General features: G+C 55.4%; 15 protein-coding genes. 3 read left to right on the plus strand and 12 right to left on the minus strand.

What is annotated here, in order from left to right; genetic code table 11:
- Positions 1-23 precede the first annotated feature (23 nt).
- A complete protein-coding gene (locus tag FG99_RS06620) occupies positions 24-1118 on the plus strand; it encodes a methyltransferase domain-containing protein (protein WP_051878558.1) in 1095 nt (364 codons plus the stop codon).
- Here FG99_RS06620 and FG99_RS31950 read toward each other — a convergent pair.
- The 9 genes from FG99_RS31950 to FG99_RS06670 are packed head-to-tail and all read right to left on the minus strand — an operon-like array spanning position 1115 to position 12257.
- Positions 1115-2191: a glycosyltransferase gene (locus tag FG99_RS31950; RefSeq protein WP_141766210.1), complete on the minus strand. Its 1077-nt coding sequence runs from the start codon at positions 2189-2191 to the stop codon at positions 1115-1117. The two genes, FG99_RS06620 and FG99_RS31950, sit on opposite strands and share 4 nt — an antisense overlap.
- Positions 2192-2201: 10 nt before the next feature.
- Positions 2202-5828 (minus strand): GT99 family glycosyltransferase N-terminal domain-containing protein, encoded by a 3627-nt coding sequence (locus tag FG99_RS30715; protein ID WP_081884580.1) that lies wholly within the window; start codon positions 5826-5828, stop codon positions 2202-2204.
- Entirely contained in the window at positions 5825-7135 is a 1311-nt protein-coding gene (locus FG99_RS06640; RefSeq protein ID WP_043268309.1) for an ABC transporter ATP-binding protein, read from the minus strand. Before FG99_RS06640 ends, FG99_RS30715 begins: the two co-directional genes overlap by 4 nt.
- A complete protein-coding gene (locus FG99_RS06645) occupies positions 7125-7943 on the minus strand; it encodes an ABC transporter permease (protein ID WP_043268311.1) in 819 nt (272 codons plus the stop codon). The genes FG99_RS06640 and FG99_RS06645 overlap by 11 nt, the downstream gene beginning before the upstream one ends.
- A complete protein-coding gene (gene rfbC, locus FG99_RS06650) occupies positions 7943-8500 on the minus strand; it encodes a dTDP-4-dehydrorhamnose 3,5-epimerase (protein ID WP_043268312.1) in 558 nt (185 codons plus the stop codon). The genes FG99_RS06645 and rfbC overlap by 1 nt, the downstream gene beginning before the upstream one ends.
- Positions 8500-9381 (minus strand): glucose-1-phosphate thymidylyltransferase RfbA, encoded by an 882-nt coding sequence (gene rfbA / locus FG99_RS06655; RefSeq protein WP_043268314.1) that lies wholly within the window; start codon positions 9379-9381, stop codon positions 8500-8502. Before rfbA ends, rfbC begins: the two co-directional genes overlap by 1 nt.
- Positions 9378-10286 (minus strand): dTDP-4-dehydrorhamnose reductase, encoded by a 909-nt coding sequence (gene rfbD, locus FG99_RS06660; RefSeq protein WP_043268316.1) that lies wholly within the window; start codon positions 10284-10286, stop codon positions 9378-9380. The genes rfbA and rfbD overlap by 4 nt, the downstream gene beginning before the upstream one ends.
- Positions 10283-11341, minus strand: a complete 1059-nt coding sequence (gene rfbB / locus FG99_RS06665) for a dTDP-glucose 4,6-dehydratase (protein WP_043268318.1) — start codon at positions 11339-11341, stop codon at positions 10283-10285. Before rfbB ends, rfbD begins: the two co-directional genes overlap by 4 nt.
- A gap of 4 nt (positions 11342-11345) precedes the next feature.
- Complete coding sequence (locus tag FG99_RS06670) at positions 11346-12257, minus strand: glycosyltransferase family 2 protein (RefSeq protein ID WP_256204837.1); 912 nt, start codon at positions 12255-12257, stop codon at positions 11346-11348.
- A gap of 814 nt (positions 12258-13071) precedes the next feature.
- Between FG99_RS06670 and FG99_RS06680 the strand changes: the two genes are divergently transcribed.
- Together FG99_RS06680 and FG99_RS06685 are read left to right on the plus strand one after the other, a co-directional pair.
- Positions 13072-14295: a tyrosine-type recombinase/integrase gene (locus FG99_RS06680; RefSeq protein WP_043268320.1), complete on the plus strand. Its 1224-nt coding sequence runs from the start codon at positions 13072-13074 to the stop codon at positions 14293-14295.
- A gap of 844 nt (positions 14296-15139) precedes the next feature.
- Positions 15140-16801: an ATP-binding protein gene (locus FG99_RS06685; RefSeq protein ID WP_043268322.1), complete on the plus strand. Its 1662-nt coding sequence runs from the start codon at positions 15140-15142 to the stop codon at positions 16799-16801.
- 239 nt (positions 16802-17040) lie between these two features.
- On the opposite strand, the gene FG99_RS06690 is transcribed toward FG99_RS06685, so the two are convergent.
- From FG99_RS06690 to drt3a, 3 genes are all read right to left on the minus strand, one after another.
- The gene (locus FG99_RS06690; protein WP_043269101.1) at positions 17041-18468 is read right to left on the minus strand and encodes a DUF3987 domain-containing protein; all 1428 of its coding nucleotides are present in this window, start codon (positions 18466-18468) and stop codon (positions 17041-17043) included.
- 524 nt (positions 18469-18992) lie between these two features.
- Complete coding sequence (gene drt3b, locus FG99_RS31105) at positions 18993-20969, minus strand: antiviral reverse transcriptase Drt3b (protein ID WP_081884582.1); 1977 nt, start codon at positions 20967-20969, stop codon at positions 18993-18995.
- Positions 20962-22218, minus strand: coding sequence for an antiviral reverse transcriptase Drt3a (drt3a, locus tag FG99_RS31110; RefSeq protein WP_081884583.1), 1257 nt, complete (start codon positions 22216-22218; stop codon positions 20962-20964). The genes drt3b and drt3a overlap by 8 nt, the downstream gene beginning before the upstream one ends.
- Between the last annotated feature and the right edge of the window lie 143 nt (positions 22219-22361).

Below are 22361 nucleotides of genomic sequence, written 5' to 3' on the forward strand. Positions count from 1 at the left end.
TTTTGTAAACTAAAGGAGAGAGTGTGGAGCGCAAGCAGAAAATCACCAAATATTTATCGCGTGACGGACGAGGAATAGAGATTGGGCCTTGGTTCAATCCGATTGTCCCGAAGCGGGATGGCTATGCCACTTTGATTATCGATGTCTTTGATGAGGAGACCCTGCGTCAGAGGGCCATCTCCGATCCTAACGTTCCTGCAGAGCGGGTACGCGATATCGAGCCGGTGGATCTGTTGGGCTCCTCGTCCGAGCTGGAGGCTCTGGTCGAGCGTGCAGGCCTGCTTGGCCAGATGGACTTCATTGTATCGTCGCACAATGTTGAGCACATTCCTGACCTACTCAAGTTTCTTCAAGGATGTGCAAAAGTCTTGAAGGACGGGGGCACTCTCAGTATGGCTGTCCCGGACAAGCGGGGCTGCTTTGACTATTTTCGTCCCAATTCTTCATTAGCCGACGTACTGGAGGCGAATCAGCAGCATAGGAGTAAGCCTTCTTTCGGACAAATGTTTGAACATGAATCCCTTTACGCAAAGCAATATCTGGATGGTAAGCCTACGTCAGGCTTCAGCACCGGTGTGGATCCCATGAGTATCTTCCCCAGCGGGGATCTTAAACACGTATATGACGTATGGCGTTCCCGGCTCGCACAATCGCCGGATCAGTATTTCGACGTACATTGCTGGGTCTTCACCCCTGCATCTTTCGAGCGACTGGTGAGTGAGCTGAGTTTTCTCGGTCTTATCGAGCTTGAACTAATCGAGGTAGAAGCCGGAGCCGGGGAGTTCTATGTGCACTTGCGCCATAACAGCTCTCACAGCAGACAGGCTCCGGAGGTATTTGCCAAGAGACGTATTGAGTTGCTGCGTCGTGAACAGGATGAAGCCTGTGTGGCATCTTTGCGTTATAGCGTTATGTTGGGCACAACTCAGGGCCGCGTTGGAGAAGAGGATGAACGCCTGACGCTGTTGAGGAGCGAACTGGATGTTCTGATGCAGGAGCGTGCTCTGCTGAAGAGCGCTGTCGAAGAGTATCGCCAATCAACAAGTTGGCGCATAACTGCCCCATTGCGAGCATTGGCCAGCCGTGGCAGGCGCATGCTCGCTGGGAGACACGGCTAGACTATGGACTGGCTTCTGATACTCACTACGGCATCGAGGAAGCGATGAGCTTGAGTTGCCAGCGTACGCTTGGAGCGGATCTCTTCCTCTGCCTGTTTGGCTAGCGCCATGCGCAGTTCCGGTTGTTCAATCATTCGCTTGAGGTTGAGTTTCCAGCTGTCGTTGTCATTAGCGCTTAGTAGGCCGGTCCGTTCATGCTCCACGGTGCTGCTGTACGCTGGAACGTCGGAATAGATGCCAGGTATGCCTAGGATCGAATAGTCTAGATATTTGATGTCGGATTTCGAATCTGAGAACTCAGACTTTAACAGCGGCGCAATGCCAAAGTGCCAATCTAGATTTCTCTGCATCCAACTGCAGAACTGTGTGTATTCGACGCAGTTAGTGGGGACGTACTTTATCGAGACTGGAGTATTCTTGAAAACGTTCTGGATGGCACGCGTATCACCTATACCCACGATCTCGAACTCCAAGGAGCCACGCATTTCATACAATAGGGATTTTATGGGATTGGCAATGTAGGCCAAGTCTTCAAGATGGGTGAAGGTCCCCATATAGCCGAACTTCAAGTGACCCGATCGGGGGGGCAGCGTGCGCGTTGCTGGGAAGAGCTGTTCATCAAGCGTATTCGGCACGACATGCACACAAGGGTTCAGCGGCCTGAGTGTCTCGGCAAGCGGCGTTGTAGACACTATAACGCCATCCGCTTCACGTGCCAGGAGGCGTAAATGGTTACGTTGATCTGCGGTGGGCCATTCGCGATCACCAACTCGTGTATGGACGTGCAATAGGTCGTCATCTGTTTCATAGATGACAGTGATCCCTCGTGACTTCAGGCCATGAATGCATTTGAGCAATGCTAGAGTGTCCATTCGATGCGTCCAGAGCCTTTCTATGATCACGACATCTGGGTTGAAAACTGGCAGCTCGGTGCTGTAAGTCAGCTCCAGAGACCCGGCGAGGTTAGGATGGGCGAAGGGGCGCAGCAGCCGGATTAGGCTGCAGCCGTGTGGTTTACCATCATCGGAGCTTTCGAATAGCACGTGAATTTTGAGGGGGGAACTCGTCGACATTGCAGGCTCTTCAGGCAAAGATGGCGGTGAGCAGGTTTTCCAGAACTGCTTCCGGGTAATATCGGCTGACGCCAACGGCTTGGCTGCGAATGTAATTTCGCAGTTCGAAGTTGGTGATCAGCGAGCAGGCTGCATTCAGGCATGCCTGTTCGTTACTGCTGTCTACCAGTAGGCCATTCTTGCCATCTTCGATGAATTCGCTGGGGCCACCGTTGCGGGGGGCTACCACTGCTACGCCGCAAGCCATTGCTTCCAGTGCAGTTAGCCCCATGGCCTGGAAGGAGGATAGGTCGAGGAACACATCTGTTCTGCGTAGCAGTTGGGAGACGATCTCTGGAGAGCACTCACCCAAGTTCTCATGTTCGATATCGAGCCTCAGGGCCTGATAGCCCGGGTCGTTATTATTGCAGCCAAAAATGTGGATGGACACCTGTGCTCCGAACTGGGTCTTGAGTTGCTTCAAGACACGAGCAGTCAGCTCGGGAGCTCGGCGTGGCGTCTGCGGGCGCAGCATTGCGCAGACTCGAATAACCGGATTGCCGACCTGGGACACGCGAGAGGGGAAGTAGCGCTCGTCGTCGTAGTCGACTCCAATCACGCTGGCGGTTACACCACATTTCTCTTGAAGAACGCGGCGGTTCCATTGCGTCTTGGTGACCAGGCGAGAATTTGGTACCAGAGAGTAGCTTTGTAGAGCACGAGCGTGCTCTGAATGCTCTGCAGGGAAGAAGTCTGGTTCATAATCCTGCACGTAGTAAACAATGCGTGGAGCGCCTTCTCGCTTGGCCAGCGGTGCCAACCATTCGACAGTCAGGTAGAGAGTGGCTACCACTGCATCGAAATTCATTGCCAACTCGGCAACAGCATCCGGACCATCGACGAAATGAGTCGGTAGGGAATTATCCGGATAACTGGCTGTGAAGATGTCCCGATTGGATGAGAGATTGGCTATGTGAGCGTCGATGCCCAGGCGACGAAGTCGATCGGCTTCCAGGAGAATGATGTTGCCACCACCTCCGGCGGTCCTTGCCGGAAGGACGAACAATATGCGCTTGCCCTGGAACCGGCGACTACGAGCCCGCGTGGCCTGCTTGGCTTCTATCAGGGCGGTTCGTCGGCGAATGTATTCCAGGGCAAGGTGCTGTGCGGTAATGCTCAACTGGCTGTTGATGGCTGCTTGGCCGTGTTTGTTTGCCAGCTTTTCTCCCGCGGCGCTGGCTAATTCCTTGCGACGTTCGTGAGAGTAGCTCTTGGACTGCGCATGGAACACATAGGCGTCGTCGGCAATAGCCAACTTCCATCCGGCCGCTGCGGCGCGTAAGCAGAAGTCGTTCTCTTCGCCGTATCCCTTGGCGAAAGTCTCTTCGTCGAAATGGCCGATTTCATTAATCAGGCTTCGGCTGATCATGAAGCAGAAGCCATTGATAAAGCCCACCTCCGGATAGATGCCCTGTGCTTCGCGGGCGACTTCATTGGCAAAGTCCTGGATGCTCGACCCCTTCGGAAGGGGATTGTCCGTCCAGTCGCCGGCCTCATCGAAGATGCGGGGTACCGACTGCCAGGAGGCGGTGTTGCTTAATGGTCCGACAATGCCGGCACGCGGCACCTGTCGCGCACAGCGGGCCAGACGTTCCAGCCAGTAGGGTGAGACTATGGTGTCACTATTGAGCAATACCACGTAGCTTGCCGATGACAAGCGAAGCCCGCAGTTGGCAGCGCGTGTATAGCCGCCTGCTGTTTCATTGCGGTGAAGGACTGCTCCCTGCTCGGCTGCGTATTGCGCCAGATAGGCTTGGGTTTCCGGACCGCTGCCATCGTCTACCAGGATCAGATTGTAGGGGGACAGCGTGTAGCGTGATACGGACTCCAGGCAATGTTTCACATCCTGCAATGCGTTGTGCACGCACACCACAATGTCCACGGGCTCATCCAGCCTCGTCACTTCGGTGCTGCGTCGTGGTAGAGGTGCCGTCTGGCTCAATCCCGAAGGGGTCGGCGTGCTGATCAACAATTGGCGAATCCGCAAGCGCAGGCCGGGGAGGCCTTCGTTCCGATATACGGTGAAAGCTTTGTCCAACAGCAGTGAGGGAGACGCATAGCGGCTGCGTGCGAGGGAATAGGCCTGGACCAATCGGCGCGCACGAATGGCGGCGCGGCCAGCCATACGTACTGGAGCGCTAAATTTCCAACTATTGCTGCTGAAAATTTCCGTGATCGTTTCTTCTGCCTGCCCCAACCGTTTGCGAAGTTGGCGAGATTGCTCGTCGGTCTCGGAAAGCTTCATCTGCAATTCGCGGATGGTCGCATCACGCTGCTGAGTGTTGCTCGCATGCTGGTGGCTTTGTTCCTGATGAAGGGCAAGCTCATTCTCCAGGCATTGAATATTCTGCTCCATGCCTGCGATTTTCAGGCGGAGTTCGGATTCGATGTGTGCAAGCCTTTCCAGCTTTTCGCGCTGAAGTTCGTATTCGATCATTTGCTTCAAGGTAGCTGCATTCGTAGGTATGGCGCGGGCGTTGCCGGCATAGTGGGCAATATGACACCCGATGATCTCGTTTTCGCTGGGATTGCCCAAGCGCATCCGCAGGTAGGCGAGGTCGAACACCAACTCTTGTGGTACTAGATAGCCGAATAGGTAGAAAGCCAGTGCAGCAGTGCGCTGTTCCACCGGCAGATGAGTCAGAAACTGATAAGAACAGTCACCCAGCGCCTTGACGCACTTCTCCCGTAGCAGTGCTTCCAGGCCAACGCTAGAGTTGATGGTGAGCAACTCTTGAATTCGATCAAGGAAGCAAGCCGTGTCCGGAGAGTAGTCGACAATCAGCTTCTGGTTGTCCAGGTTGAACAGGCTACCGGGGTGGGCCCGTACCAGCAGCGGGACATCCGGATGCAATAGGCGGGTGTGATTGATCAGGCTCGTGTTGTCGTAGCCGTTGGAAAAGGCTATCAGGTTCGAGTCGTCTTCTACTTGAAGGGCGAGCCCCAACTGCATCATGTTTCGATCTATGTCATCGTGTTGTCCTGCTTTGCAGGCGTAGTAGTCGAGCAGATCCGAGACGGTGATATCGAGTTGGAAATCTTTTTCGAGCTTCTCGTAGCGGGCCTGTGCCTCCGTGTTTCCATTCACGCCACTGAAGTCGAGGTAGGCTGTAGCGCGGTACTCAGGGCTTCGCAAAGGCCCCAACTCCAAGTGTATGACCGGAATGTCGTATTGGTTGGCGACTCTTGTCAGAGTAGGGCAGTTACACCATGTAATGATGGCTTCCAGATCCGGGGCACGATTCAGGGCCTCCTCGAGTTCATTACCGAGGCTAGGAAGGTCAATGGTCAGAAAATCCTTGAATACTGCAACAGGATTCTGATTCCGTTGGGCCAACTGCACTTCGAAAGGCGCCTGCGAGAGCATATGGAACCGATGGCGATCCAGCACTTCCCGAGATGGGATAGTGTAGTTCAAGCGTTTGGGGGCGTTGCTTGTATGTTCCCAGCGGCCGGCGTTGCCCTCCAAGTCCAGGTATTCTTCGCCAGTTATGAAGTACAGTGGTTCAGTACTCTGGCTAATGAACTTGTAGAAGACCCACAAGTACGGGGCTGGAGTTCCTCGGAAAGGATAGGGTGGAAGGAAAACCGCAATCATTGTGCGTTGCCCTGACTGACTTTGACGGGCGAGAACACCACTCCAACTTGGTTTCGCGCCGACCAGAACTTGATCTGTTGGATTGGACGTCGCTGATCAAGCTCTTCGCGCTCCCCCTGATTGATACAGGCCAGGCCACAATGGATCAGGTAGTCGCCTTGGCTGATGGGAAGCTTTACCGCATATTCTATGACCTGGGTGCCGGGAACGAGATCCAGCGTGTAACCGGCGTTTAGATTGTTGTCACCCCAGATATCGGCCCCCTGACTGCGCGAGATCGAGATTCCCAGGATGGCATCGTTGATCGCTTCAGTGGCTGTGAGGGTGACGCGGAAGGTTACTTCTTCGCCGCTGCGGACGATCGGTTCTTCGGAAAGGCTCTTTCCGTCCGATTTGACCGTTTCTAGGCTGCGGATGATTGCGCGGGCAGAGCCAAAGCGCTTTTCATTGAGTTCCTTGTTAGTCTCTGCCGCCTGGATCTGTTTGAGTTGGGCGGTGTCGAGAAGGTGTTCTGTGGCAGTTGCCTCATTTATCTGGCGTGGCGCGCTCTTTTCCTGGCTTAGCATGCCCTTCTCGTAGGCCAGCACCGCCGAAAGTACATCGGTGGTATTGGTGGTAATCCGACCGCGTTCCAGCACTATGCAGCGGTCGGCGTAGTCCAGGATACTACCGGTTGAGTGGGTGACCATGATGATGGTCACGCCTTTCTTGCGCAGTGCTTCCATGCGCTTGAAGCATTTGTATTGGAAACCGATGTCGCCAACGGATAGCGCTTCGTCGACGATCAGAATCTCTGGATCCACGCAGGCTTGCACAGCAAATGCCAGGCGAACGTACATCCCGCTGGAATAGGACTTGACGGGCTGATCGATGAAATCTCCAATATCTGCAAAGCTCTCGATTTCAGCAAAGCGTCGATCGATTTCCTCAATACTTAGCCCTAGTACGCTACCGTTCAAGTAGACATTTTCTCGCCCGGTGAACTCCGGATTGAAGCCAGCGCCAAGTTCTAGCAGTGCTGCGATCCTACCGTTGACGTCAACGCTGCCGCCCGTTTGGGAGAGAGTGCCGCAAATGATCTGGAGTAGTGTGGACTTGCCCGCACCATTGCGGCCTAGGATGCCCAGTGTTTCACCGCGGCGTATATCCAGGCTGATATTCTGCAGAGCCCAGAACTCGCGGAAATATTGCTTGCCAGAGCGTGAGAACCTCGGAAGGATGAATTGCTTCAGGCGATCCCTTGGGTTGTCATATATCTGATAGCACTTGCTCAGGTTCTTGATGCTGATCGCAACGTCAGAGGACATCCGCGAACCCCTTGCGTGTTTTCTGGAACCAAGCGAAGCCGAGCCAAAGAATCAGGCTGGCTACTAGCATGGATATGCCTAGGCCATACCAGTCCGGCTGCTGGCCAAAGATCAGTACCGCGCGTGTTTGCTCGATGGTAGAGGTCAATGGATTGATCATGAATAGCGGCTGGAGCTCCGTTGGCAGTGACGAGAGCGGATAGAAGATCGGCGAGAGGAACATCAGTGCTGTAGTGAGAATGCCGATAACCTGGGAGACGTCGCGTAGGTAAACGCCGGCAGATGCCAATAGCCACGAAAGTCCCAGAGTTGCCATCAGCAAGGGGAGTACTACCAGTGGAAAATAAAGTACTTGCGGGTGAGGCACTCCGAAGATAATGATGTGGAAAATAAACCACACCAGAAAGCTCACCAAACCGTGGAAGAGCGAAGTTGCCAAGGAGATGATTGGTAGAATCTCCAGTGGGAAGATAATCTTCTTCACATAGTTGGCACTGTATAGGACGATATTGGGCGCTTTAGTGAAGGTTTCTGCAAAGATGTTGAAGATGATGAGCCCAGCGAACAAGATAAGGGCGAACTCGGTTTTGGAAGCGCCACTCCCGCCCCATCTTGCCTTGAACACTACGCTGAATACGAAAGTATAAACGGTGAGCATCAAGATTGGGTTGAAGAATGACCACAGTGTGCCGAGGAAAGAGCCCTTGTAGCGCCCGGCAATTTCACGCCGGGTCAGCTGCAGGATCAGGCTGCGGTTACGCCAGAAGGTACGAGGAATTTCCAGTGGCGCAATGCTGTATTGGCGCATTACGCATAGACCTCCGCAGTAGCGAAAGCGTTGCCGACCTGATCCTTGGCCGAGAGCTGCGGCGTGACGCCGCCGAGACGCTCGAGCATCCAGTCCACGCCCACCTCGGTATCGTTCCAGGCCAGGCAGCGCTCATGCTGCGGTGCGTAGTAGTCGGTGGTCTTGTAGAGGAAGTCCGCCGAGTCCGATAGCACCACGAAGCCATGGGCGAAACCTTCCGGTACCCACAGCTGGTGCTTGTTCTCTGCGCTCAGCAGGGCGCCTACCCATTTGCCGAATGTCGGCGAGGAGCGGCGCATGTCCACGGCGACGTCGAAGACTTCGCCGTTGACCACGCGCACCAGTTTCCCCTGGGGATTCTGGAGCTGGTAGTGCAGGCCGCGCAGCACGCCCTTCGAGGAGCGCGAATGGTTGTCCTGGACGAACTTCACCGGGCGGCCGATGGCTTCCTCGAATTGCTGGTGGTTGAAGCTTTCGAAGAAGAAGCCGCGGTCGTCGCCGAAGACCTTGGGTTCGATCAGGACCACTTCCGGGATTGCAAGACGGGTAGCTTTCATCAGTAGACGGTCTCGACCAGCAGGCGTTTCAGGTATTGGCCATAGCCATTCTTGGCCAGCGGGGCGGCGAGGGCTTCGAGCTGCTCGGCGCTGATCCACTTCTGGCGGAAGGCGATCTCTTCCGGGCAGGCGACCTTCAGGCCCTGGCGGTTTTCCAGGGTGGCGATGAAGTGGCTGGCTTCCAGCAGCGAGTCGTGGGTGCCGGTGTCCAGCCAGGCGTAGCCGCGGCCCATGATCTCCACGGAAAGCTTGCCGGCTTCCAGGTAGGCCTTGTTGACATCGGTGATCTCCAGCTCGCCGCGGGCGGAGGGCTTGATGTTCTTGGCGATGTCGATCACCTGGTTGTCGTAGAAGTACAGGCCGGTCACCGCGTAGCTGGACTTCGGTTTGACCGGCTTTTCCTCGAGGCTGATGGCCTTGCCATCGGCATTGAACTCGACCACGCCGTAACGCTCCGGATCATGCACGTGGTAGGCGAACACGCTGGCGCCGGAGGTGCGCTGCATGGCGCTGACCAACAGTTCCTGGAAGTCGTGGCCGTGGTAGATGTTGTCGCCCAACACCAGGGCGCAGAGGTCGTTGCCGATGAACTCCTCGCCGATCAGGAACGCCTGGGCCAGGCCGTCCGGGGACGGTTGCACGGCGTACTGCAGGTTCAGGCCCCACTGGCTGCCGTCGCCGAGCAGTTGCTCGAAGCGCGGGGTGTCCTGCGGGGTGGAGATGATCAGGATGTCGCGGATGCCCGCCAGCATCAGAGTGCTGAGCGGGTAGTAGATCATCGGCTTGTCGTAGACCGGCAGCAGCTGCTTGGAGATGGCCAGGGTCGCCGGATGCAGGCGGGTGCCGGAACCCCCGGCGAGGATGATGCCTTTGCGTTTCATACTGCTCCCTGGTCTACCAGTTCCCGGATCATGCGTTGGACATGGTACTCCCAGGTGGGCAGTACCAGGCCGAAGGTGCGTTGCAGCTTGTCGTTGGCCAGGCGCGAGTTGGCCGGGCGTTTCGCCGGCAGCGGATATTCGCTGGTGGCGATGGGGGCGATGCGTTCTGGCGTGGCGCGCAGGCCGGCGCCCAGGTGGATGGCTTCGCCGATGACGAATTGGGCATAGCGGTGCCAACTGGTCTCGCCGCTGGCCACCAGGTGATAGGTGCCGCTGGCGCGTTCGCGCAGGCCGGCATCATGGGCCAGGCGCTGTAGTGCCAGGGCGGTGACGTCGGCGATCAGTTCGGCGCTGGTCGGTGCGCCCACCTGGTCGGCGATGACGCGCAGTTCGTCGCGCTCCTTGGCCAGGCGCAGCATGGTCTTGGCGAAGTTCGCCCCGCGCGCGGCATAGACCCAACTGGTGCGGAAGATCAGGTGGCGGCAGCCGCTCTCGCGAATGGCGAGCTCGCCTTCCAGCTTGGTCTGGCCATAGACGCCCAGGGCGCCGGTGGCGGCGTCTTCCTCGAAGGGCGTGTCGCCGCTGCCGTCGAAGACGTAGTCGGTGGAGTAGTGCACCAGCCAGGCATCGATTTCCCGAGCCGCCTGGGCCAGGGTCGCGACAGCCTCGGCATTGATCCGGCGGGCAGCGTCGACGTCGCCTTCGGCCTTGTCCACCGCGGTGTAGGCGCCGGCGTTGACGATCACGTCGGGGCGCTCTTCGGCGACCAGCCGGGCCAGCCCCGCGAGGTCGCTCAGGTCGGCCCTTTGCCGGTCACAGACCACCAGTTGCGCCAGGGGCGCGAGGGCACGCTGGAGTTCCCAGCCGACCTGGCCGTTGGCGCCGAGTAGAAGAATCTTGTTCATGCGTACTGCTTACCTACCCATTCACGGTATGCGCCGCTGGTGACGTTGTTCACCCATGCCTGGTTGTCCAGGTACCAGCGCACGGTCTTGCGGATGCCGGTCTCGAAGGTTTCCGCCGGCTTCCAGCCCAGCTCGCGTTCGAGGCGGGTGGCGTCGATGGCGTAGCGGCGGTCGTGACCGGGACGATCTTTGACGAAGGTGATCTGCTCGCGGTAGCTCCGTCCGTCGGTCCGCGGCTGCTCCTGGTCGAGGATGTCGCACAGGGTATGGACCACGTCGATATTGGCTTTCTCGTTCCAGCCGCCGACGTTATAGGTCTCGCCCAGTTGGCCGGCTTCCAGCACGCGGCGGATGGCGGCGCAGTGGTCCTTCACGTACAGCCAGTCGCGGACCTGCTGGCCGTCGCCGTAGATCGGCAGCGGCTTGCCGGCCAGGGCGTTGTGGATGACCAGCGGGATCAGCTTCTCGGGGAAGTGATAGGGGCCGTAGTTGTTCGAGCAGTTGGTGGTCAGCACCGGCAGCCCGTAGGTGTGGTGGTAGGCGCGGACCAGGTGGTCGGATGCGGCCTTGGAGGCCGAATAGGGGCTGTTCGGCTCGTACTTGTTGCTTTCGCGGAAGGCCGGATCGTTCGGGCCCAGCGAGCCGTAGACCTCGTCGGTGGAGACGTGGAGGAAGCGGAAGGCGGCTTTGGGCTCGTCGCCAAGGTTATTCCAGTAGGCGCGCACCGCTTCCAGCAGGCGGAAGGTGCCGACGATGTTGGTCTGGATGAAGTCTTCCGGGCCGTGGATGGAGCGGTCGACGTGAGATTCGGCGGCGAAGTTCAGTATGGCGCGGGGTTGGTGCTCGGCCAGCAGGCGGGAGACCAGTTCGCCATCGCCGATGTCACCGTGCACGAATACGTGCCGCTCGTCGCCGTCCAGGCTGGCCAGGTTCTGGCGGTTGCCGGCGTAGGTCAGCTTGTCGAGGCTGATGACCTTTTCGTCATTGCCTGCCAGCCAGTCGAGAACGAAGTTGGCGCCGATGAAGCCGGCGCTGCCGGTCACGAGGATGGTCATTGTATTAAATCCTATGGAGGATGGCGGCGGCGGTCAGGCCCAGGGTACCCAGTGGAGACTGCCTGTGGACGCCAGATTTTCGGATCAGTTGCAGGCGCTTGGGAAGTGCCGATGCTCGGGCCTGCTCGAACAGCTGCAGGGTGAGCTGATGGTCAGGAGTGAGGTGGGGGCGGAAAACCGTCAAGGCGTGCAGATTGGCATCCATCCATTCACGGAAGGTGCCCTTGAACATCTTGCATACCCGCACGACACGCTCCTGAAGGCTTGCGTTGGAGCCGACAAGGTTTCGGCCATGCTGACGATAATCGACCGTCGGCCGCGGATCGTAGGACACGTGGCCACCACAACCGGTCACCAGCAGGTAGGTCCACCAGTCGTGGGAAATGATGTGTTCGCCCTTCGGCGTCTGTCGCAACAACTCCCGGGTCGATGCATTGAACAGCATGGTGTTGCCGCCCGCGATGCTTTGCACCAGGGCGTTTTCGAAAGTCGGTGGGCGCAGGAACAGGGGTGACAGCCCAATGGGCTTGCCACCGCTGTCGATAAGCTGCGTCCTGGAGCAGAAAAGCGCCGGGCGATCGGCGGGAAGGCCGCGCATCCAGTCCAGCCCCATCGCAAGTCGCTCGGGGATCCAGAGGTCATCCTGGTCGCAGAACGCGAAATAAGGGGCCTGGATTTCTTCCCGGGCCAGCAAGCTCAGGAAGTTCGCCGCGAACCCCTGGCGGGGGCCCTGCACAATGACGAGGCGGTCATCGCCAAGCTGCGCGCGGTACTTCGCCAGGATGTCCAATGTCGCATCGCGGGAGCCATCGTCGGAGGCATAGATCGTCCAGTCCTTGTGGGTCTGGGCGATCAGGGAGTCGAGCTGTTCGGCGAGAAAGCGTTCGCCGTTGTACGTCGACAGCAGGATGGCCACCCGCTCGGACGCGGAAAGCGAACTCTGCCCCTTTGGGGGTGATGCAGAGGGCGAAGAAGTCAACACAGTGCCTCCGGCGAATCCATCCGGTTCTTGCGAATCCGCCATCCATGGGGTGCCGGCAGGTGTGGGACAGCTGCCGATCTGGGCGATCTGGTGGAAAAGGCGGCAATTATATGCATCGGACCTGGGGAGTAAACCCGTAAACACACTCTGGCTATTCTAGGCTGCTGGACGGCGGATGGACCTGAGAAGGACGCGAAACTCAGCGGCATCTATAAGGCGTAATTAGATTCCACTCAAGGCAAAAAGTTTCTTCGCCGGTACAACCCCGGAGATAGAGCTTTTCCTTGCGGCAAGAACGACTTGGGCCCACCCGAAGGTGAGCCCAAGTCGTCTTGAGAAAGATGGTGCCGGCACCAGGAGTCGAACCCGGGACCTACTGATTACAAGTCAAAGCATACCGCCTTTCAGCAGATTTCACCTGAGTTCATTTCGACCGGAAACCTGCGGAATAAAGCCTTGGGAGTCGTTCAGAGTCGATCACAGTACTGCTTGGAGCTTCAACGGTCCGTTGAGCGAAGCGCAGACTCAAATGACGAGGAACGACGTAGTGAGTGGAAGGCTGACAGACACGCAGGCACGATCCTGGGCGCAGAGTGGCATGCTTAAGAAGGGGGATGTTACCACGCGGACTAAGACTCACTCCGAGCCCCTGGGGGAGCGTGGGGCGGGGTCTATGCTCTTGGAGCGCCGGACTAATGGCTGCATCGAGGTGTATCTCTCTTGGCGCCGAAATGGTGGCCAGGAGCGAATGAAGCTGGGCGTCTTTGGCGCCTTAGGGGCTGATGGCCATGTAAGAGGGCTGGCTTTCTGGCGGCGGGAGGCCGCACAGATTTCTGCCCAGGCTCGGCCATTCTCCAGTCTTGCCGCTTATGAGGAGCGGCGGCGGCTGGACCAGTTGCAATCTGAGCGTCAGGTGTCATTGGAGGCCCAGCAGGGCAGTTTCGAGGAGTTGCTCAAGGCATACGTCGACGATATGCAGCGGCGCGAGAAATCGAGCGCCAAGGATGTAGGTCGCGCCCTCGAGCTGAATGTGCTCCAGGCCTTTCCCGACCTAGCCCAGAGGAGGGCCAAGGACATCTCGGCGGCTGAGCTGTCGAATATTCTGCGGCTCTGCATTCACCGCGAACCGGCACTGAAAGGGCGGGGAGCCCGGAAGACGGTCGCTAACGCCGTGAATGGCAAGCGCACAATGGCCAATAGGCTGCGGTCATACCTGCGCGCCGCATACTCCTACGGCCTGAAGCACGATCTTGATCCATTGCGAGCAGGTGACTCGGTCCTGTTTGGACTGACGCAAAATCCCGCTGCGATGCTTCCGACGATCGACGGCGCGGAGAGAGCCAATACCGATTCGCTGACCAAAGATGAGCTGCGGCACCTGCTGCTGGGCGTCGATGCGATGGATGAACCGCAGCGTGCCATCGCCCGCTGTATGGTTTACCTCGGTGGCCAGCGCGTGGCGATGTTGGTGCGTGCCACCAGGGGAAGCATCATTGAGGTGGATGGTTATGGCTCGGTCCTCGCGCTCACTGAGCGGAAGGGTGGCAAGGGGGCAATGCCAAGGGATCATCTTCTTCCACTGACACCGAGGTTGCAGGAGTACATTCAACCCTTGCTGCAGGCGTCCGCAGGATCAGTTTCGGATCCGCTGTTTTCCGTACGGACAGGTCGACAGGTGGCTCGCGACACGGCGCTGCAGCTCTTTTCGGAGCTGGGCGCTGAGCTGGCTGGGAAGGGACTTACGCGTAAGTTCACCTGGCGCATGGTGCGGGCCAGCATTGAGACTCATTTGGCGCAACTCGGCGTGGATGAGCAGCGCCGCGCCTGGCTTCTGTCTCACGGTCGCAACGGTGTGCAGGCCCGGCACTATGATCGCTACCATTACCTGCGCGAGAAGCGTGAGGATCTGGAGTTGCTCGGGCGCTATCTTGATGAGGTTAAAGTTGCTGATTCACTAGGGAGAAAGGGTTGATGAGTCCGCTTGGTATTGGCGTGATTTCGGTAACGGCCTTTGCAATCGTGATGGGAGTCGCGGCCCTTGTGGCTGACCACTATATCCAGAGGCACAAGGCTCGCAACCGGAAATGACGCCCTGGTTGGAGATCTAGGGGCAGCTCGCGATCTATCTCAGCGAACAGGGGGTGCCTGAAAGGGGACCTTCGGCGTTTGCCGATGATCGCTCCAAGCATGATTCTGGGGGGACACGCTCCGCCCTGGCATCCGAAATTGTTCCACGGGTAGCCTGAGATGGCTGAATTCAGTAATTCTGCTGGATTCAGCCTATGTTTCAGCCTCCAATCTGCGGAGGCTGAATCAAAATATGCTCCACGGCTACTCTGGAATGGCTGAAGCCCTGATAATTCGCGGGATTCAGCCTATGTTTCCGCCTTCAATCTGCATTGGCTGAGGCGAAAACCGTTCCACGGAGCTACAAAAATGGCTGGAGCCCAGAGTTTTCGCCACTTTCAGCCTTGGTTTCAGCCATGGTTTCAGCCTCCAGTGCGCAGAGGCTGAAACAGCAGTGTTCCACAGTACCCTGGGTGTGGCTGTAACCCAGGCTCCATAAGGGTTTCAGCCTTCCTTTCAGCCTCCAACTTGGATTTGCGCTTTCGCAGGGCATTTTCTATGCGAACTGAAAGGCGGGACTTCCATAGTTAAGGGATGGAAGTCCGGCTTCTAACTGAACGTGTCGCGCAGCGAAGGCAATTTGCTACGTGGGGAGGCTGACAGGAATCTGGCAGGGGATAGAATGCTTCCTTTCCTGTCATGCTCAGTCAGGGGTGTCTTAGCTTGCTGCTCGAAGGGACTACCACGTAATGACCAACCTCCCGCCGCTCCGCGAAACCCTGACTGTCGAGTTCAAAAGCGACCTGAAGAAACTGTCTGACCGCGAGTTGATTGAGGCGCTGGTTTGCCTAGCCAATGCCGAGGGTGGCGAGTTGTGGTTGGGGATTGAGGACGACGGCACACCAACAGGCCTGCATGCCGAGCATCAACTATTAGATGGGCTGGCTGGCATGGTGGCTGCGCGTACCTCTCCGTCGCTATCTGTGAAGGCCGAGGCGGTTGAGGTGGCTGGTGTTAGCGTGGCGCGAATCTGCGTGCCCAAGTCTCAGGGGGAAGTGGCAACCACGGCCGGCGTATACCTGCGTCGTCGCCTCAAACATGACGGCACTCCTGAATGTGTGGCCATGCTGCCTCATGAGCGATCTAGTCGTGCCTCAAGCTTTGGCCTGATTGATGTCTCCGCCCAACCGGTGGTCGGCGCTACCCTGGCTGACCTCGACCCGCTGGAGCGCGAGCGCCTGCGTCAAGCTGTACAGCAATACGGCGGCGACCGCGTTCTGCTTGAGCTTGACGACGAGGCCCTTGATGGCGCTCTGCTGCTCACTGCGCGCCAGTCCGACGGTTCGCGTGTGCCGACTCTGACGGGGTTGCTGCTGGTCGGTCGGGAAACCTCTCTGCGTCAGTTGGTACCCAGTCATGAATTCGCCTTCCAGGTTTTGGCTCAGCAAGCGGTGCGTTTCAACGAGTTTCGCCGCTTCCCATTGCTAAAGGCGCTGGACTGGTTAGAGACCAACTTTCGCCCCTATAACCCAGAGGAAGAGTTGCAGGTCGGCTTGTTCCGCGTTCCCGTTCCTAAGGTAGATCTCGGCGCTTTCCGGGAAGCGGTTGCTAACGCTCTGATTCACCGCGACTACCATCGCCTTGGTGCTGTCCATGTACGCCTAGAAGACGATGCCCTGGTGGTCAGTAACCCCGGTGGGCTGGTTGATGGCGTCACCCTGGCTAACCTGCTTGTCACTGAGCCGCGTCCCCGAAACCCAGCGCTAGCGGATGCAATGAAGCGTATTGGTGTGGTCGAGCGCTCGGGCCGCGGAGTGGACAAGATATTCCGCGGTCTGCTCAAGTTTGGCCGGCCTGCTCCGGATTACAGTCACACTAGTGCGCAGAATGTGGTGCTGCGGCTACCCACCACCGAGGCTGACCTCGAGTTCCGCCGCCTGGTGGTCGAGGAGGAGCGGCGCCGCAACGCCGAGTTGCCAATTGACAGCCTGATTGCATTGGCGGCTTTGCGCGAGCTCAAGCGCCTTACTGCTGACGCACTAGCTGAGCGCATACAGCGCGATGCCACCAGCGCCAAACGCACCCTAGAGGCCCTAACTGAAGCCGGTCTTGTCGAGGCCCACGGTGCCACCCGAGCGCGTAGCTATACACTTTCGGCCAGCCTTTATCAGGCCGTTGGCGACAAAGCAGCTTATACGCGCCAACTGGGATTCTCGGTGATTCAGCACGAGCAGATGGTGCTTAGCTACGTACGTCAGCATGGGCAAATCAGGCGCGCGGATGTGATGGAGCTGTGCCGGTTGTCTACGGACCAGGCGGCAAAGCTGCTGAAACGGATGAAAGAACAGGGCGCTCTGATGCAGCAAGGGGAGCGTCGTTGGGCGATTTACGTTCTCGGCGAGGGGCGCTGATATGAGCGGCTATGGGCCGCTATGGGGTTTCTATGAGCCTGCTATGAGCTCTATGAGCATGTAGCTTCACCCGCAGTGCCGATTGTTGCAGGTATCGTTCCTGCGGATTCAGAGGAGCTTGCGGAAGCTCCCCTGATTTCAGGGGCCATCAGGCCGCGCGTGGCTGCGGATTTCTGCGGATCCAATACAGGTCCGCATACTCTCCTCGACGCTTAGTCATGCTGCGAAGCCCTGAGTGTCTAGGTCTCCGCAACATCCTCGACTTCCGCAAGCGGATTCAGGTGGAAAACCTTGTTGTCGACGCTGAGTAACTGCCGGTGCTCAATCAGCACCTCCAGCAGTCCGTCGCGCGCCTTGGCCTTGCGGGCATAGCTTGGCCCCGACTTCCCCAGCTTGTCGCGATGGAAGTCGTTCCACCCTTTGGCTTTGAGCCAGTCGAGAAGATCTTTGGCAGCGACAAGCTGCGGATCAGCACTCCGCGCCGTGGAATGGCGATGCCATTCAGTCACGGAGTGTTCTACCAGGCGACATGCTTGCTCCATGGCTGTCTCGTTAATGCGATTTGCCCCTGCAAACCCGGCCAGGACAGTGGCTACCCTGCGTGCCTGCTCTCCAGCCCGTGCAGCGAACGGCCGGATTAGAGCGTATTGGCCGGCGTTGCCCATCTGGGCCTCCACGTCGTTGTAGAAATCGAGCCATACGTCTTGGGCCGGTCTCGTCAGGTCGAGCACTGGGGGATTTATCTCCGCAGTATCTGGGTGGGCGAAAGTCGGTGTTTCCAGTAGTTCTTCGCAACGCCCCCAGAATGCCTGTAGGGCTGCGATGACGTGAGGTGGCCGCTCAAGCATCTGCTCGGTGAGCAAACGCGTGCCTGCCAGGCTTTCCGGAGCTGTGAACAGGAAGCGTGGGAGGAATCCTTGGGTGATAAGCAATGGTTGAGAGAGTGCGGCCAGAAGTGCTTCCGGTTGGGCGAGTAGATGGATGCTCAACCTCCTGTTGTAGGCAGTGCCAGAGGTTTCCGAGTTGTTCTTCGACCGGAGCCTGTCGAAGCTCCCCTTGTCGAAGGCTCGGCATAAGCCGCCAATGATCGAGCTTGCATGATCGGATTTCAGAGAGGCGCCACTGAGTAGCTGACTCCCCTCATCCGTATCCCAGGTGCAGGCTGACTTCCCGCGGATGAATTCGCCCACGACTCCCTCAAAGGTCGCATCCGTGAGTTGAGTGCGTGGATCCTGCAGTGCTGGGGGAACATTCTCTCCCTTATCCAGGGAGTTGTTTGGCTTGTTCTGGCGCGCGCTCTTCGTCGTTGCCTGGTAGCGGGTGTATGCCGCGTGTTCATGTCGATCGATCGGTGTGAACGCCAGGTCACGACAGGCGCTTTTGCGATCGCCGGAGCTGCCGAGGGAAAGCAGGAAGAGGCTGCAGGGCATGCCCGCTGGATTATTAATGGATGGTGCGTTCAAGCGAGCTTGAAGCAGGTGCGTGGCGGCTCCCAGCAGGCACTGGCCTGCAATGGCCGCGGAGGCTTGCACGTGCTTGGCTATCGCAGTTGCGGCGTCACGCAGCAGTGGTGGGAGGCAGTTGATCGGGTAAGGAGAAGCGGAGGAGCTAGCCGTTAGGAGAGGCAATGGCGCGTCCAGCGCATCCTGGTTGGGTGTGCTGCTCATGAGTTCTGATGTTCCAGGGGATGCCGCTCTCACTGCGAGAGCGACTGGAGATGATAGGTAACGAGGCGGGGAGGCCGGTCAGCGACGAAAATGAAGGACCACCTCAGACAAGCTGAAGCGGACTAAACGGCCGATTCTGTATGGGGAGGGGAAGCCAGGCTCTTGGCGGCAGCGCCACAAGGTAGCGTTACTGATCTGTAAGGCGTTGCAGAGCTGGCGAATGGTGACGAGATCTGTAGGCATGCTTCAACTCCAATTGGACGGGAGTGTCATGCTCCAGCAGATTTTATAGCCGTTGAGGCGCTTTCTGACCGTTTTTGTGCCGAAAAACAGGTGTGTGAAAGGTAGCCTCATCTCTAAGTGTGTGCAGCCACGATGTATTGGGGCCGCTCCTCGCGAAATTCCTTTGCATTCACCCAAAAAAAGTGCCTGCGCAGTTCAATACGTAGGTAAATCGCCAGATCGAAAACGCATCCAGCGTGGAGAGCATGTTGGCTACCTTCCACTACTTGAAAATAACATGATTAGTATACGTGCCTCAACTCTTTTCGCTCTAGGGCGTTGAGCAAGTCAACTTCATTCCAGTTAGTGAACCAAAAGTAATTTGATGAGTTGTTGATGAACTCTCGGAGTGCCTGAGATGACGGGCGTGGTGTGCTTGTGACTCGATATATCCTTTGAATCCATTTTTCCTTTTTCCGGCGGTTGATGTAAGGGCAGGATATTGAGTCTAGGAAAAGGCAGGCAAGTTCCGAATGAATCTGTATTGAGCTAAGGTCAGCAAGTTTTTTGTCTATTTCATTTACAGTTCTTTCATGGATTTCGTAATACTCGGGCTTGTCCTTTATGTAAAAAAGACATGCGATTAAGTCATAGTAGGAGTTCTTTTGGTTGAAGACTTTGCTGACGACATGTGGCGGGAGTAGGTACTCGTCGCCCATCTCACTCGCGGCGAGGACTATATTGAGTGCCTCAAGGAAGATGAAGTTCTCAACATCTGCTGTGTTTGTTGAGAAATCGCTGTCTAGTAATTCGAGAGTGTGTTGGTATATACGATGCTTTAATGTGTGTTCATGAGCTTCAAGGTGTGACTCTGAAAACCTGGCTAGCAATATAATTGAGGCGCATAGCTTGTATGAGGCACTGACGGATGGCGCTACGGAATAGAAGAAAAATAAAAGGTCGACAAATAAAATTGATGTGTCTTTGTAGTTTTTCAGGTCGGTTGGGTTGTCTATTTTCTCAATGTTTATAAGTCTTTTGGTTCTTTCAAAAAAGGCGGAAATCAGATAGGAGGAAACTTCGTCGTATTCAATGTTATTGCTAGAGCACGTTGACTTTATTGAGTCAATGAAGCTATGTGCCATTCTGTCTGTTCGATGTATTTCGAGCGGAGTTAGGACGGAGTTTTCGCTTTTGCTTTCTAGGAATTTTTCGAAGAACTCATTAACCTTTGCGTTTACTTCCCTTATTACTCGGGACTTGGGGGTGAAAAACGGACGGCTATATTCTTGGGATTTAGAAGAGTTTGTGTGCAGATTGTATTGTGTTAGGTGGTCAGAGTATATTTCGTGAATCTTTCTGGCGGATTTCTCGTTGAGCGCAAAAATGAAGACGTCATCGACATATCGTTTTATGTCGTAGTCCTTTTTTTGCTCAAGATTAAAAGGGCTTTTCCTCAGCCTTTCTTTGACTTTGGCGTCGATATCTTGAAAAATTATTTCCGCAAATATTCTGCTGATTTCTGGTCCGATTAGTATGCCGTTGGTTTCATTGTAATTTGCTCTCTGCATAAGGGTATCGAAGGCTGCGCCAAATGTGGCTGCGCCAAATGTGGCTGCGCCAAGTTTTGACTTTACATACTGCTTCTCTTTGGTCGCCCAGGCAATAGAGTGCGTGTAGATACTGTCAAAGCATTTGGATACATCGAGTGTTATTAGGTTGGAGTATTTTTTTTCAAGTGATAGAAACTCACTTGAGTTGAAAAATTTGTAAAGTCGATCATATCCTCGGTACGTATAAAATGAGGAGCTATGCTTGCTCCGCATCTCATTTTCCTCTTCCTCAACTCCTCCGCGTTTGTATTTTCCAATATTCTCCCAAGAGTTCTTGTAGTAAAAGACGCTTGCAGTCCTGAGGGGGGCGCGCAGGGTAAATGTGCTTTCGGAGCAGTAGTGGCAGATCAGGGTTTCATGCTTTTGGTAGAAATCTTTCATCTCCCATTGTGAAATCGGATGGATTACTGAGAGCTTTCTATACTCAAGAAAATTCTTCCTGATTTTATATTGGTATGGGGTGGTGAAGAATTTACTCCGCTTCTCCCCGAGAACTAATGTTTGAAATATCCTGTTAAGAACATCATGGTTGCTTTTGTCTAGGTTGCATATTTTGTAGAAGCCATCATTTGAAAATATTATCGGGGTTTCATAGGGGATGGTTTCGGTGACCAAAACCCTATTTATATCGCTTTTCTTGATTTTGTTTTCATTCGGGTTAGGCATATAACCAGCACTCTTGAATTTTCTTCAGCTTCTGGTGGGAATAATTTAGGAAAGTCTTTTCTCGAAAGCCATTGCAGAAGCTCACTTTTAATATCTGTCGCCGTTGGGCGTCTGTTGTTTTCGAGTAAAAATCGTCAAATATTTTCCCGTGTCCTGAGAGCGCAATTCTTTTGATGTATTGGTCAAGAACTTTAAGGGAGTCGGATTTGTATGGGTCGACTAGAGGGTAGTTATAATATATGCCTGCAAGGCGCTTTCGCTCTCGGTCAGCATCAAGCACACTAAAATTAGAGGCTAAGAACTTTAACCTACAAATCAAGAGGTCAAAATCTCTATCTTGACAGTATCTAATTACTGCCCTTGTTGCTTTTGTTTTTAGCTTTTTGACTTTTCCATCTGCAATGTCTAGATGAACGTCCCTAAATTGTGACTTTTCTGTGGTTTTTTCTGGTTCAGATACAATGATTTTATAGCCAAGAAACTCCATGGAAAGGACGACGGGCGCCAATTCTCCTGTTTTATGTGGCTTGACATTGCTTTGGGTTTCGAAGAATTTTGTTTTTTGTGTATTTAAGAAGAGGCCTTTGGGAAGTAGCCTCTTTATGGATTTTAAAAAATCGCTTTCTTCTTCATTTTTGCTGGTTATTATTATGTCGTCAACGTACCTTGAGTAGAAAAATACTTCTGGGTGGAGTTTTATTTCTTCGTCAAATGAGCGCATCATTATTTCCGAGAGGGTAGCGCTTAACGCAAGTCCCCTAGGGATGCCAAGACCGCCATTTGAGCTGTAATGAGTCAGGATTTCGTTGACCAGCTTTTTTGTTCCAGGGCTAAGCTCGGGTATTTTAAGTACTTCATGGATTACACTTGGTGTATTGAATGACTCGTAAAAGCTTCTTATATCTAGTCTGTAGGTGCGATATGTTACGCCTTCAGATAGTAGGCTTCTAAGGTTTCGAGTTATCGAGTCTCTATTGGGTTCTCTTATTCCAATGCATTTTCGGATGTTTTTGTTTATTTTTCTTAGGACCAGTTCGTCAGAATAGTCTGGTATGCTATAAATTGACTTCCCGCGAAGTTTTGACTTTTCTAAAAAACTAACCCCTGCGAATCCACTTCTGGAACGAGCTACAGCTTCCGCTATAGCTCGATCCTTAGTGTTCTCATCGCGAAGCGAAGGTAGTTTTATAAAGTCACTCTTTCGGAGCATTCTAGTAATGGATGCTTCGCAGAACGATTGGTCGAACATGCTCTTTCCTTAGAGGGGCCTGCTGGCGTCAAATTTTCTTTCCAAAGGAGAGAATCAAGCCCGCACGACTTGAGTGGCAATGTGCTTTGAGCATACCTGTGCTCTCTCGTGGTTCAAACTGTTTACTTCGTTGGAAGTGGATT

The sequence above is a fragment of the Pseudomonas sp. AAC genome, from assembly GCF_000725445.1.
GTDB classification, from domain to species: domain Bacteria; phylum Pseudomonadota; class Gammaproteobacteria; order Pseudomonadales; family Pseudomonadaceae; genus Pseudomonas; species Pseudomonas citronellolis.

Coding starts and splice junctions, on each gene's coding strand:
- drt3b (WP_081884582.1), bottom strand. CDS start 20,969: ATGCCTAACCCGAATGAAAACAAAATCAAGAAAAGCGATATAAATAGG.
- FG99_RS06640 (WP_043268309.1), bottom strand. CDS start 7,135: ATGTCCTCTGACGTTGCGATCAGCATCAAGAACCTGAGCAAGTGCTAT.
- FG99_RS06680 (WP_043268320.1), top strand. CDS start 13,072: ATGAAGCTGGGCGTCTTTGGCGCCTTAGGGGCTGATGGCCATGTAAGA.
- rfbB (WP_043268318.1), bottom strand. CDS start 11,341: ATGACCATCCTCGTGACCGGCAGCGCCGGCTTCATCGGCGCCAACTTC.
- rfbA (WP_043268314.1), bottom strand. CDS start 9,381: ATGAAACGCAAAGGCATCATCCTCGCCGGGGGTTCCGGCACCCGCCTG.
- rfbD (WP_043268316.1), bottom strand. CDS start 10,286: ATGAACAAGATTCTTCTACTCGGCGCCAACGGCCAGGTCGGCTGGGAA.
- FG99_RS06690 (WP_043269101.1), bottom strand. CDS start 18,468: ATGAGCAGCACACCCAACCAGGATGCGCTGGACGCGCCATTGCCTCTC.
- drt3a (WP_081884583.1), bottom strand. CDS start 22,218: ATGTTCGACCAATCGTTCTGCGAAGCATCCATTACTAGAATGCTCCGA.
- rfbC (WP_043268312.1), bottom strand. CDS start 8,500: ATGAAAGCTACCCGTCTTGCAATCCCGGAAGTGGTCCTGATCGAACCC.
- FG99_RS31950 (WP_141766210.1), bottom strand. CDS start 2,191: ATGTCGACGAGTTCCCCCCTCAAAATTCACGTGCTATTCGAAAGCTCC.
- FG99_RS06645 (WP_043268311.1), bottom strand. CDS start 7,943: ATGCGCCAATACAGCATTGCGCCACTGGAAATTCCTCGTACCTTCTGG.
- FG99_RS06685 (WP_043268322.1), top strand. CDS start 15,140: ATGACCAACCTCCCGCCGCTCCGCGAAACCCTGACTGTCGAGTTCAAA.
- FG99_RS30715 (WP_081884580.1), bottom strand. CDS start 5,828: ATGATTGCGGTTTTCCTTCCACCCTATCCTTTCCGAGGAACTCCAGCC.